Source organism: Amycolatopsis sp. NPDC048633, assembly GCF_040650695.1.
In the GTDB taxonomy this organism is placed as follows: Bacteria; Actinomycetota; Actinomycetes; order Mycobacteriales; family Pseudonocardiaceae; genus Amycolatopsis.
The window spans coordinates 113,132-125,296 of sequence record NZ_JBEZHS010000011.1; the positions used below are offsets into that span (position 1 = coordinate 113,132).

Annotated in this window: 10 protein-coding genes; 8 read left to right on the forward strand and 2 right to left on the reverse strand. The window is 71.7% G+C overall.

Going from position 1 to position 12,165, the window contains the following annotated elements:
- Positions 1-31: 31 nt before the first annotated feature.
- Positions 32-1,366, forward strand: coding sequence for a phosphoglucosamine mutase (gene glmM, locus AB0C38_RS21470; protein ID WP_360675869.1), 1,335 nt, complete (start codon positions 32-34; stop codon positions 1,364-1,366).
- On the opposite strand, the gene AB0C38_RS21475 is transcribed toward glmM, so the two are convergent.
- Positions 1,352-2,239, reverse strand: coding sequence for a cytochrome P450 (locus AB0C38_RS21475; protein ID WP_360675872.1), 888 nt, complete (start codon positions 2,237-2,239; stop codon positions 1,352-1,354). The two genes, glmM and AB0C38_RS21475, sit on opposite strands and share 15 nt — an antisense overlap.
- Before the next feature lie 30 nt (positions 2,240-2,269).
- Between AB0C38_RS21475 and AB0C38_RS21480 the strand changes: the two genes are divergently transcribed.
- The 5 genes from AB0C38_RS21480 to AB0C38_RS21500 all read left to right on the forward strand — a co-directional run bounded on the left by AB0C38_RS21480 (position 2,270) and on the right by AB0C38_RS21500 (position 7,552).
- Positions 2,270-3,817 carry a fatty acyl-AMP ligase gene (locus AB0C38_RS21480; protein WP_360675875.1) on the forward strand — a complete coding sequence of 516 codons (1,548 nt, stop codon included), beginning with the start codon at positions 2,270-2,272 and terminating at the stop codon, positions 3,815-3,817.
- Positions 3,810-4,067, forward strand: coding sequence for an acyl carrier protein (locus AB0C38_RS21485; protein ID WP_360675877.1), 258 nt, complete (start codon positions 3,810-3,812; stop codon positions 4,065-4,067). Before AB0C38_RS21480 ends, AB0C38_RS21485 begins: the two co-directional genes overlap by 8 nt.
- Before the next feature lie 176 nt (positions 4,068-4,243).
- Positions 4,244-4,522 (forward strand): hypothetical protein, encoded by a 279-nt coding sequence (locus AB0C38_RS21490; RefSeq protein ID WP_360675879.1) that lies wholly within the window; start codon positions 4,244-4,246, stop codon positions 4,520-4,522.
- Positions 4,522-7,071, forward strand: a complete 2,550-nt coding sequence (locus AB0C38_RS21495; RefSeq protein ID WP_360675881.1) for a WXG100 family type VII secretion target — start codon at positions 4,522-4,524, stop codon at positions 7,069-7,071. The genes AB0C38_RS21490 and AB0C38_RS21495 overlap by 1 nt, the downstream gene beginning before the upstream one ends.
- A 19-nt stretch (positions 7,072-7,090) precedes the next feature.
- The gene (locus AB0C38_RS21500; protein WP_360675883.1) at positions 7,091-7,552 is read left to right on the forward strand and encodes a hypothetical protein; all 462 of its coding nucleotides are present in this window, start codon (positions 7,091-7,093) and stop codon (positions 7,550-7,552) included.
- Positions 7,553-7,594: 42 nt separating this feature from the next.
- On the opposite strand, the gene AB0C38_RS21505 is transcribed toward AB0C38_RS21500, so the two are convergent.
- Positions 7,595-8,419 carry an alpha/beta hydrolase gene (locus tag AB0C38_RS21505; protein WP_360675885.1) on the reverse strand — a complete coding sequence of 275 codons (825 nt, stop codon included), beginning with the start codon at positions 8,417-8,419 and terminating at the stop codon, positions 7,595-7,597.
- Between the two features lie 374 nt (positions 8,420-8,793).
- Here AB0C38_RS21505 and glmS point away from each other — a divergent pair, with 374 nt between their 5' ends.
- Both glmS and AB0C38_RS21515 read left to right on the forward strand, forming a co-directional pair.
- Positions 8,794-10,656 carry a glutamine--fructose-6-phosphate transaminase (isomerizing) gene (glmS, locus tag AB0C38_RS21510; RefSeq protein ID WP_360675888.1) on the forward strand — a complete coding sequence of 621 codons (1,863 nt, stop codon included), beginning with the start codon at positions 8,794-8,796 and terminating at the stop codon, positions 10,654-10,656.
- Between the two features lie 15 nt (positions 10,657-10,671).
- Positions 10,672-12,111: an NAD(P)H-hydrate dehydratase gene (locus AB0C38_RS21515; protein ID WP_360675891.1), complete on the forward strand. Its 1,440-nt coding sequence runs from the start codon at positions 10,672-10,674 to the stop codon at positions 12,109-12,111.
- Positions 12,112-12,165: the final 54 nt, after the last annotated feature.

Sequence of the window (12,165 nt, forward strand, 5' to 3'; positions counted from 1 at the left end):
GCTGTCGTAACCGCACTGAGGAGGTCGATCGATGGCACGCCTGTTCGGTACCGACGGGGTACGTGGTCTGGCCAACGCCGAGCTGACGCCCGAGCTGGCACTGGCGGTGGCGGCCAGCGCCGCCCGCGTGCTCGCCGCGCACGACCGCTCGCACCGGCCGGTCGCAGTCGTCGGCCGCGATCCGCGCGCCAGCGGTGAGATGCTCGAGGCCGCCGTCGTGGCGGGCCTGACCTCCGCGGGGGCCGACGTGCTCCGCGTCGGCGTGCTGCCGACGCCGGCCGTCGCCTACCTGGTCGGCTCGCTCGAGGCCGACCTCGGCGTGATGATCTCCGCGTCGCACAACCCGATGCCCGACAACGGCATCAAGCTCTTCGCCTCGGGCGGGCACAAGCTCCCCGACGGCATCGAGGACGAGATCGAAGCCGGCCTCGCGGCCGGCAAGGTCCGCCCGACCGGCGCCGGCGTGGGCCGCGTCCACGACGTCGACGACGCCCTCGACCGCTACGCCACGCACCTGCTCGGCGCGACGCCGCACTCGCTCGCCGGGCTGAAGGTCGTCGTCGACTGCGCGAACGGCGCGTCGTCGGCCGCCGCCCCCGAGGTCTACCGCCGCGCCGGCGCCGAGGTCGTCGCGCTGTACGCGGAGCCGGACGGCGTCAACATCAACGAGCACTGCGGCTCGAACCACCCCGACAAGCTGCGCGAGGCGGTCGTCGCGCACGGCGCCGACCTGGGCATCGCCCACGACGGCGACGCCGACCGCTGCGTGGCCGTCGACTCCGCCGGCGAGCTGGTGGACGGCGACCAGATCATGGCGGTGCTGGCGCTCGCGTTCGCCGAGTCCGGCGAGCTGGTCAAGGACACGCTGGTCGCGACCGTGATGAGCAACCTCGGCCTGCACCTGGCCATGAAGGCCCACGGCATCGCCGTCGTCACGACGGCGGTGGGCGACCGGTACGTCCTCGAGGAGCTGCGCGCGAGCGGTTTCGCCCTCGGCGGCGAGCAGTCCGGTCACGTCGTGCTGCCGGCGCACGCCACCACCGGCGACGGCCTGCTCACGGCGCTGCGCCTGATGTGCCGCATGGCCGAGACGGGCAAGTCCCTCGAGGACCTGGCGGCCGTGATGAACCGGCTGCCGCAGGTCCTGGTGAACGTCCCGGTCGCGGACAAGGCGGCGGTGGCGGACTCCAGCGAGGTCCGCGACGCCGTCGGCGAGGTCGAGGCCGAGCTGGGCGAGGAAGGCCGGGTGCTGCTGCGCCCGTCCGGCACCGAGCAGCTGGTCCGCGTGATGGTGGAGGCACCGGCCCAGGCCACGGCTCAGGCCGCGGCCGACCGCCTGGCGGGCGTCGTCTCAGCCGTTTCCTGACGCGAGGGTGACCACGGCCTGGGCCAGGCCGTGGAACACCGGGTGGGCCTTCCATTTCACTTCGCCCACCCGGCACCCGCCGCTCAGGACTTTCGCCAGTGCCGTGAGCGCGATCTCGCCTTCGGCCAGTGCGACTCCCGAGCCCGGGCACGCGTGCCGGCCCAGGCCGAACGGGAGACCGTCGGTCAGCGAGATCGCCACCGCGCCCTCCGGGCCGAAGCGCAAGACGTACCGGGCCGGGCAGACCGACGTCACCAGCTCGCGCACACTTTTCGGCGTGAGCGACGAAGCCAGCTCCAGCCCGGCGCTCGCCAGGAAGTTCAGCGAGTTCTCGTAGGCCGCGTGCGCCAGCACCACCGGGTTCAGCATCAGCTCGTCGTCGTCGAGCCGGCCCGCCGCGTGGGCCTCCCGCAACGTCGTCAAGCCGCCCGGCCCGGCCGGGGTCCGGCTCAGCTGCACCGCGAGCCGGAACGCCGACGCCTGCCCGGTGCGGTCGGTGCCGCCGAAGACGTCGAGGTTCGCCGTCGTCTTCTCCAGGTGGTCCAGGAAGACGTCGTCGAGGGGCACGCCCAGCACCGCCGACGTCACCGTGCCCGCGACCGGCCGCGCGAAGTCGCGCACGAGGTCGAACGACGTCCCCAGCCCGCCCACGACGGCTTCGATCGACGCGCGCACGGAGTCCGGGAGCGGCTCCAGCCCGGCGATGATCTCCCGCAGCACGCCGCGCACCCGCGTGTGGCCGTCGCCGTCGCGCAGCAGCACGCTGGGCGAGCCGCCACCGGGATCCGACGTCAGGTCGGGGGAGCGCAAGGCGTGTACGCACGCGTCGCGGCCGGAGACCACGCCGATCCCGTGCCGTTCGAACTCGTCCATCGCCTGCTCACGGTAGGGCAGGATGAGCCCGTGCCGCCCGCAGCTGTCCCGGAAGAGGTCCTGACCACCCCGTTCACGAACTACCTGCTCCGCAACGCCGCCGAAGACCGCCCCGCGTTCACGTGCCGCACCTTCCCGGGTCCCGCCGACCACACCCTGAGCTGGCCCGAGGTGCTCGACCGCGTCCGCGGTGTCGCCCGCGAGCTGCGGCGCTTCACCCGGCCGGGCGACCGCGTGGCGATCGTCGCCCGCCAGGACCTCGGGTACATCGTCGCCTTCCTCGGCACGCTCTACGCGGGCCGCGTCGCGGTGCCGCTGTCCGTGCCGACCGGCCGGACCGGCCGCGCCCGGATCGAGTCGGCCTTCGCGGACGCCACCCCGGCGGCCTGCCTGACCTCGGCGGACCTCCTGGAGAAGGTCCCGGCGCCGCCGGACGTCCTGCTCGCGATCGAGGACATCGCGCCCGACGACGCCGAGCCGCCCGCCGAGGTGGCGATGACCGACCCGGCGTACCTGCAGTACACGTCGGGCTCGACGCGCCGCCCGGCCGGCGCCGTGATCTCGCACCGGGCGCTCGTGGCCGCCTGCTGGCAGAGCACCCGGCCCTACCACGCGGACGCGTCGAGCCGGCTCGTCGGCTGGGTGCCGTTCTTCCACGACATGGGGCTGATCCTGCTCATCGGGGTGCCCGTCTTCCTGGACGCGCACTCGGTGTTCTTCACGCCGATGGAGTTCGTGCGCGACCCGCTGCGCTGGATCCGGCTGCTCGCCGAGCACCCCGGCGCGATCACCGCCGCGCCGAACTTCGCCTTCGACCTGGTCACCGAGGCCGCGGGGGACCTGGAAGACGTCGACCTGTCGCACGTCAACTCCGTGCTGAACGGCAGTGAGCCGATCCGCGCGGCCAGCGTCGAGGCCTTCGACCGCGCCTTCGCACCGTTCGGGCTGCCGCGCGCGGCGCACAAGCCGTGCTACGGCCTGGCCGAGGCGACGGTGTTCGTCGCGAGCGCGGGCGACGAAGGTCCGACGGTCACGACGTTCGACGGCGGCGAGCTGGTCTCGGTGGGCCGGCCGTACGGCCAGCGGATCCGAATTGTCGACAAAGAGATCTGGGTGTCCGGCCCCAACGTCGCGGACGGCTACTGGGGCCACCCGGACCTCGGCGAAACCTTCACCGGGGACGGCTGGCTCCGCACCGGCGACCTCGGCTTCGTCCACGACGGCGAGCTGTACGTCACCGGGCGGCTGAAGGACCTGATCATCGTCGACGGCCGCAACCACTACCCGCAGGACATCGAAGCCACGGTCGAAGCCGCGCACCCGAGCGTCCGGGCCGGCCGCGTCGCCGCGTTCGCCGTGCGGGACAGCCGCGGCGAGGGCCTCGCCGTGGTCGTCGGCTGCACCGGCCACGACGGCGTCGAGACAGCCGTGCGGCGAGCCGTGTCCGCGGGCCACGACCTCCCGCTGCGCGCCCTGTGGCTGGTCCCGCCGGGCGCGGTGCCGCGGACCTCCAGTGGCAAGGTGTCCCGCGCCGCGGCCCGCGACCGCTGGTGGGGCGAGAATGGGCGCCATGACTGACCCGGCCCCCGTCGACGAGATCCGGAAGATCGTCTGCACCGCGCTGCAGCTCCCGCTCGAGCGGCTGACCGACACGACGCCGTTCGACGACATCGGCATGACGTCCCGGCAGCGCATTCAGCTGCTCGCGCGGGTCGAGGTGCGCTACGGCGTGTCCGTCGATCTGGACGAGCTCGACCGGCTCGTGGACGTCCGCGGCGTCGCCGAAGTCATTTCCGAAGCACGGGCCGCACAGCACCCCACCGGGTGAGTGCACTTGGGCAAAGCCCAGGTCGGCCGGTCGGCCGAACGCTAGACTCTGTGTGCATCTGCGACGGCACCGATCGGCGTCCGGGTGCGTCACAGTCTTGACACCCGGAACAGGGGCTGTGGATCGAAGGGGGCAAGCCGACCATGCCAGACGGTTACGAAGCGAGTTCTGAGGCGATGACGCGGGCGCAGGTCCGCCTCAACGACGTCGCGGACGACCCGGCCAACGAGGCCAAGAAGGTCGCGCCGACCGAAATCGCGCAGGCGGACTTCGGCCGTGTCCACGGTGACGGCTACAGCAAGTACAAGTCCGGGATCGACGAGATCGGCGCGGGCATGACCGGGCTGTCGAACGCGCTGATGAACCTCGGCAGCGGCATCGGGACGGCGGGCTCCAAGTACACCGCGCAGGAATCGAACGCCGGTGCGCAGGCGAACGCGGCGGGGAGCAAGTAATGGCCGACTGGGCGGAAGTCAAGAAGATCCTCGATGACCCGAACGTCTCCATGGAGACGAAGACGGAGCTCATGGAGGAGTACGACCGCAACACCTTCAACTTCAACGAAGAAGAAGAGAAGTACGCCAAGGAGTACATCGAGAACTACTCCGACGACGGCGGCGACTACCGGGTCTTCGAAAACGACGACACCGACGAGATCGTCGCCCGGGCGAAGCAGGAGTCGCAGGCCAAGGGCAAGGAACAGCAGGCCCAGACCGACCGCAAGAACACGGCGAAGAAGAACCTCGACGGAATCGGCACGCCGACGCTGGGGGCCGGCGCGAAGACCTCCGACGAAATGCTCGACCAGGGCAACGTCACGGTCGACTTCCTGGTGCAGTGGACCGACGAGATCTGGAACAAGATCAAGGGCGGGTCCGGCCACATCGACTCGCAGAAGGACCTCAAGGACAAGTTCCACGAGAACCGCGGCATCCAGTTCCAGAAGTTCCTCACCGAGGCCGACGACCTTTCCAAGGCGCACAAGGTCGTCGAGGATTCGCTGTCGAAGAGCGACACCGAGCTCCAGACCCTCTTCGGGGAGTGGAAGGGCAAGGGCGCGAACGCGGCGGAGATCAAGTACGACGAGGCGATCAAGCCGCACGCCAAGGAGCTTTCGCAGCAGATCGACGGTGCCGCGAAGCTGATCCCGCAGACCGTGACGCACGTCTACGACGCCGTCAAGAAGAAGGTCGACGAGGTTCTCCAGCTGCACCGCACGACGATCGCCCAGGCCGACATCAACATGGCCAAGGACGTCCTCAAGATCGCCAACGGCGAGACCGAGGAGTTCGACGACTTCATGAAGGTCGCCGGCTGGGTCGACGCCGTCAACGCGAAGAACGGCAACCAGACGGACCTCGCCGAGCGGCTGCAGAACGACGACTGCGGCTTCAACGACGAGAACAAGGAGTACGGCCGCAACGTCTGCCGCTACTGGCGCGACGGCGCGTTCGCGACCGAGTACCAGGGCCTGATCAACGCCTTCAACGGCTCGTGCAAGTCCGCCAAGGACACGATCGACCAGCAGTTCGGCGCGCTCGAGCGGTTCATGGACGGCTACCGCAACCAGCTCACCGAGGCCAAGGACACCGGTGGCGGCGCCGACAAGGGCGACGGCAACGACAAGGGCGGCGACAAGGGCGGGGACACCGGGGGCGGCACCGGAGGCGGCACGGGTGGCGGAACCGGCGGCGGGACCGGTGGGGGCACCGGCGGTGGCGCCACGACGCCGTCCGCGGCCGAGCCGCCCGCGACCGAGGACCCGGCGAAGCCCGAGGACGGGAAGAACCCGATCACCGGCCAGCCCCTCGAGGTCGACCCGGCCACCGGCAAGCCGTACCCGATCGACCCGACCACCGGTGAAGCCATCAAGGACACCGACGACACCGACACGGTCTCGGTCAAGAAGGGCGACAACACGATCGAGATGTCCGAGCCCGACAAGGAGGGCAAGCAGGACATCTCCGTGGACGACGGCCACGGCAACAAGAAGGACTACCACCTCGACTGGGGTGACGACGACAAGGCCGAAGCCGGCAAGGACGGCAAGGACGGCGCCAAGGCCGACGACGGCAGCTTCGGCCCGCAGGGTTCGCAGCAGCAGGGGGCGGTCAAGGACGGCCAGCCCTCGGCCGACGGCAGCTACAAGCCGGGTCCCGACGGCAAGATCCACATCAAGGACGGCAACCTCGAGATCACGGCCGAGCGGCCGGAGGGGCCGGACGGCCCGACGATCGTGACCGTCGACGACGGCAAGGGCGAGCCGACGACGTACACGCTCGACGAGAAGGACGACCCCAAGGCGAGCGACCTCAAGACCGACCCCGCGTCGACCGACGCCAGCAGCTCCGCGATCCAGCACGACAAGGACGCCGAGTCGCCGCTGACGAAGGACCCGGCACCGGCCAACCCCGACCCGGCCTTCACGCAGGGCGCGGCGGCCGGTTCGGGCGGGGGCGGGTTCAGCACCCCGGGCGGCCAGGACTTCTCCGGCGACTTCGGCGGCGGTGGGGGCGGCAGTGTCGGCGCGGAGCCCGCGATGGCGATGGCCGACGCGGGTGTCGGCGGCGGGGACTCCGGCGTGGCCGGCGGTGGCGGCGGCGACTCGACGTCCACCGCGGGGGCCAGCGACTTCGGGTCCGCCGTCACGGGCGCCGGAACGGCCGACTTCGCCGGCGCGGTGTCGCTCGACCCGGGCGCGCAGACCGGCAGCGACACGTCCCTGCCGTCCGCCGACGGTGGCGGTCTCGGCGCGACCCCGGTCGACGCGGGCGCGCACCAGGCCGCCGCGAGCTCGGGCGGCGGGATGAGCGGCATGGGTGGCATGGGCGGCATGATGGGCGGCATGGGTGGCGCGCCCGGTGGCGGTGGCGGCGGTGACCAGCAGCGCGGGCCCAGCCAGTACCGCATCGAGGGCGGCGTCTTCGAAACGAGCGGCGCCAAGGGCCGGATCAGCGGCTCGCTGGACGACGAGGGCGACCGTTCGATCCGGTACGACCGGTGACCAGGGCTGAGGAGGGCCGATGAGCAGCGCCGAAGACCGCTATCGCACGGCGATCTCGACGATGGACGCCGCGGCGCGCGAGCAGGACGAGCAGCGGGGGCTGCGCGAACGCCGCGTCGCGGAGGCCGAGACGCAAGCCCGTGACGGGCTGAAGAACGAGCTGGCCGCCGCGCAGAAGTACGCCGAGCACATGGATGAGCTCAACAAGCGCAAGCAGAGCGCGGGCGGCTGGGCGACGGAGAAGACGCTGGCCGACAAGGGCCGCGAGTCCTTGATGCAGTTCGGCGCCGAGGACGAGGAAGCGGACACCGGCCGCACGCCCTACCCGACGCCGAGCTACGGGACCCCGATGCCCGCGGCGGTGGCGCCTCAGACGGAACCTCCCGCGCCCCCGCCGGCGCCGGAACCGCCGAAGCGGGGCCGGCACGCGCGTCCGGTGGAGGACGAGGACGACTTCTCCAGCACGAGCTGGCTGGTCTGAGGTTCTTCGGAAGGGCCCGGCTTCGGCCGGGCCCTTTTCGCGTCAGTGCGCGGGTTCTTCTTCGCGCTCGATGGGGGCGAGCTTGACGTCGGCTTCCAGCAGGGGCCGGTACTTGTCCGTGCCCGTCAGGTGCGTCAGGAAGAACGCCGTGAACAGCGCGCGCGTCACCTTCTGCGTCTTGCGGTGCGGCTTGCCGTGCATGATCAGCTGCGACCAGTGCCGGCCTTCGGTGACGCCCAGGTGGGTCGACTTGCCGAGGGTGCGCAGCTGGACGTCTTCACCGCCCCAGTTGTCGGTGATCGCCTCGGCGTGCCCGACCTTCGGGGCGACGAGGTCCTCTTCGGCGGCGAGGTGCAGGCCGGGAACGGTGATGGCCTTCGCCGACTCGGTGGCCGGCGGGAGCGTCTGGGCGGCGGTGATCGTCGCGACGGCTTTGATCCGCGGGTTGTCGGCGTGCGCGTCCTGAGCCGCGGCGAGGACGGCGGAGCCACCGCCGGTCGAGTGCCCGGCGAGCCCGAGCTTGGCCGGGTCGACGCTGATGCCGTCCGGCCCGAGCCGCACGGTGGTGACGACGTCGAGGGTGGTCAGCAGGTCGGCGGCGAGCAACCGGTGCGACGGCAGCGGACCCCGCTGGGTAGCGGGCGCGGCGACGACGATGCCCCAGCTGGCGAGGTGGTGCAGCAGCTGCCGGTACCGATCGGGCGGCTGCAGCCACCCGTGCCCGAAGGCCACGGCCGGCAACCCGAGCCCGGCGCGCGGCGTGAACACCACGCCGGGCAGCCCGACCAGGGCGAGGTTGCCCCGGAGGACCTCGTGCGGACCCGGGTGCGTCAGCTCCGCGAGCAGCTGCTTGGGCTTGCTGGCCATGGCCGGAACCCTACTGTGCGGAGGGAGCGGCGGCTCGCCCGCCGCCCGGCGCGCCGCCCGCGTGGGTGCCCGAGGCTGCCCCGCGGGCCCGTTCGCCGGCTCGCCACCGAGGCCATGAACGACTCTTTCATGCCGCCTGGCGAGGTGAACGACTCTTTCATGCCATCCGGTGAGGTGGGCGCGGTCGGCTCGCGCACCTGGACAGTCGGTTCGTGTCCGGCCGCCGGTCTTCTCGGCGCGGTGGGTCCCGGGCCCTCACCCACGTGCGCACCAGGGCGCATTGGTCCGGACCATCTCGCCCCGGATCTCCGCAGGTCAAGGCGGGTTCTCGGACCCCGTCAACCCGCTGAACATCCCTCGTTAGGCTGGTGCGCGTGTGTGGAATCGTGGGATATGTCGGGCACCGCCCGGCTCTGGACGTCGTCCTCGGCGGGCTCCGGCGCATGGAGTACCGCGGGTACGACTCGGCCGGGGTCGCGGTCCTCGACGGTGCCGGGACGCTGACCGTCGAGCGCAAGGCGGGCCGGCTCGCCAACCTGGAAGCCGAGCTCGACAAGGTCGGCCGGGACAGCTTCGGCGGCACCGCCGGCATGGGCCACACCCGCTGGGCCACCCACGGCGCGCCGATCGACCGCAACTCGCACCCGCACCGCGACGCCTCCCAGCGCGTCGCCGTCGTGCACAACGGCATCATCGAGAACTTCGCCGCCCTCCGCGCCGAGCTCGAGGCCAGTGGCATCGAGATGGCCAGCGACACCGACAGCGAGACCGCCGCCCACCTCGTCGCCCGCTGCTACACCGAGGGTGAGACGAAGGGTGACCTCGCCGCCAGCGTCGCCGCCGTCTGCCGTCGGCTCGAAGGCGCGTTCACCCTGGTCGTGACCCACGCCGACGAGCCGGACACCATCGTCGCCGCGCGCCGGTCGTCGCCGCTGGTCGTCGGGGTCGGGGAGGGCGAGCACTTCGTCGCTTCCGACGTCGCCGCCTTCATCGAGCACACCCGCGAGGCCGTCGAGCTCGGCCAGGACCAGCTCGTCGTCATCACCCGCGAGGGCTACGAGGTCACCGACTTCCACGGCGACGCCGCCCAGGCGAAGCCGTTCACCGTCGACTGGGACCTGAGCGCCGCCGAAAAGGGCGGCCACGAGTACTTCATGCTCAAGGAGATCGAGGAGCAGCCCGAAGCGCTGGCCAACACGCTTCGTGGGCACTTCGACAACGGCCGGATCATCCTCGACGAGCAGCGCATCTCCGACCAGGACCTCCGCGACGTCGACAAGGTCTTCGTCGTCGCCTGCGGGTCGGCCTACCACTCCGGCCTGGTCGCCAAGTACGCCATCGAGCACTGGACGCGCCTGCCGGTCGAGGTCGAGCTGGCGTCCGAGTTCCGCTACCGCGACCCGGTCCTCGACCGCGCGACGCTGGTCGTCGCCGTCTCCCAGTCCGGCGAGACGGCGGACACGCTCGAAGCCGTCCGGCACGCGCGTGAGCAGAAGGCGCGCGTCCTGGCCGTCTGCAACACCAACGGCGCGCAGATCCCGCGTGAGTCCGACGCCGTCCTCTACACCCACGCCGGGCCCGAGATCGGCGTCGCGTCGACCAAGGCGTTCCTCGCCCAGATCGCGGCGAACTACCTGGTCGGCCTGGCGCTGGCGCAGGCCCGCGGGACCAAGTACCCGGACGAGGTCGCGCGCGAGTTCGCCGAGCTGGAGGCCATGCCCGCGGCCGTCCAGAAGGTACTGTCCACTGTGGACCAGGTGCGGGATCTCGGCCGCCGGATCGCCGACTCGAAGGCGGTGCTGTTCCTCGGTCGCCACGTCGGCTTCCCGGTCGCCCTCGAAGGTGCGCTGAAGCTCAAGGAACTGGCGTACATGCACGCCGAGGGCTTCGCGGCCGGCGAGCTCAAGCACGGTCCGATCGCGCTGATCGAAGAAGGCCTCCCGGTCGTCGTCGTGATGCCGTCGCCCAGGGGCCGCGCGGTGCTGCACTCGAAGCTGGTGTCGAACATCAGCGAGATCCAGGCGCGCGGCGCCCGCACGATCGTGATCGCCGAAGAGGGTGACGAGACGGTCCGGCCGTTCGCGGACGAGCTGATCGAGGTCCCCGCGGTGCCGACGCTGCTGCAGCCGCTGGTGTCCACGGTGCCGCTGCAGGTGCTGGCCGCGGAGATCGCTCGCACGCGCGGGTACGACGTCGACAAGCCGCGTAACCTGGCGAAGTCCGTGACTGTCGAGTAGCGGGAGGCCTTCGCCGTGCAGGGAATCTGGACCACGGAACGGATTCGCGAGGCGGAGGGGCGGGCGTTCGCGGTGACGCCCGACGGCGAGCTGATGCGCCGGGCGTCGTTCGGGCTCTCGGTGCAGCTCGCTGACTTTCTCGAGGACCACGCAGGCGGTGTTTCCGGACGTCGCGTCGTGCTCCTAGTCGGTTCGGGCGACAACGGCGGTGACGCGCTTTGGGCGGGGGCCTTCCTCCGCCGACGCGGAGTCGCCGTCACGGCGATCCTGCTGAAGCCCGAGAAGGCGCACACCAAGGGACTGGCAGCGCTGCGCCGGGCGGGCGGCCGGGTGGTATCCGCCGAGGATGGTCCACAGTGGATCGCGAAGGCTGACGTCGTCGTGGACGGCATCGTCGGCATCTCAGCCAGCGGATCCTTGCGGCCGGACGCGGCGCGGCTCGTCGAGCTGGTCGAAGCACCGATCGTCGCCGTCGACCTGCCCAGTGGCGTCGACCCGGACACCGGCGCCGTCGACGGTCCGGCGGTGAAGGCGACCCGCACGGTGACGTTCGGTGCACTCAAGCCGGTGCACGCGCTGGCGCCGTCGTGGTGCGGCGAGGTCGTGCTGGTCGACATCGGCCTCGAGCTGGCGGACCCCGATCTGCAGCGGCTGGACATCGTGGACGTCGCTGCGGCCTGGCCGGTGCCGGGACCGGAGGACGACAAGTACAGCCAGGGCGTGGTCGGCGTCGCGGCGGGTTCGGCGACGTATCCGGGCGCGGGGGTGCTGACGGCGGGTTCGGCGGTGCGCGCGACGGCCGGGATGGTGCGGTACGCGGGCCACGCGGCCGACGTCGTCCGGGCGCAGTGGCCGGAGGTCATCGCGACGGGCACGGTCGCGGACGCCGGGCGCGTGCAGGCGTGGGCAGTCGGGCCGGGCATCGGCACGGGCTCGGAGGGCAAGGACGTGGTGCGGTACGTCCTCGGCCGCGGCCTGCCGGTCTGCGCGGACGCGGACGCGACGACGATCATCGCGAAGTCCCCGGACGTCCTCGACGCGCGCGACCCGGACACCCCGCTGGTCCTGACCCCGCACGCGGGCGAGTACGAGCGCCTGATGGGCCGGAAGCCTGGCCCGGACCGCGTGACGGCGGCGCGCGAAGCGGCGAAGAAGTACGACGCGGTGGTGCTGCTGAAGGGGCACGTGACGGTGATCGCGGCCCCGGACGGCCGGGTGGCGGTCAACAAGCCCCACGGTGCCTGGCTGGCGACCCCGGGCTCGGGTGACGTGCTGTCGGGCCTGATCGGCGCCCTCCTGGCGGCCGGCCTCGACCCGTGGCTGGCCGCGGCCGCGGCGGCTCACGTGCACTCGCTGGCGGGGGCGATCGCGGCCCAGAACGCCCCGACGTCGGCGTCGGGGCTGGTCCACGCCATTCCGGAGGCGATCCGCGCGATCCGCTCACTAACGTCCTGAGAAGAGTTATCGAGTTCTCTGTTAACTCCGGGCGATAAATCTGGTAAGAATGCC

Excerpts from the sequence above, each read along its gene's own strand:
- glmM (WP_360675869.1), top strand. The coding sequence starts at position 32 with ATGGCACGCCTGTTCGGTACCGACGGGGTACGTGGTCTGGCCAACGCC.
- AB0C38_RS21475 (WP_360675872.1), bottom strand. The coding sequence starts at position 2,239 with ATGGACGAGTTCGAACGGCACGGGATCGGCGTGGTCTCCGGCCGCGAC.
- AB0C38_RS21485 (WP_360675877.1), top strand. The coding sequence starts at position 3,810 with ATGACTGACCCGGCCCCCGTCGACGAGATCCGGAAGATCGTCTGCACC.
- AB0C38_RS21490 (WP_360675879.1), top strand. The coding sequence starts at position 4,244 with ATGACGCGGGCGCAGGTCCGCCTCAACGACGTCGCGGACGACCCGGCC.
- AB0C38_RS21495 (WP_360675881.1), top strand. The coding sequence starts at position 4,522 with ATGGCCGACTGGGCGGAAGTCAAGAAGATCCTCGATGACCCGAACGTC.
- AB0C38_RS21500 (WP_360675883.1), top strand. The coding sequence starts at position 7,091 with ATGAGCAGCGCCGAAGACCGCTATCGCACGGCGATCTCGACGATGGAC.
- AB0C38_RS21505 (WP_360675885.1), bottom strand. The coding sequence starts at position 8,419 with ATGGCCAGCAAGCCCAAGCAGCTGCTCGCGGAGCTGACGCACCCGGGT.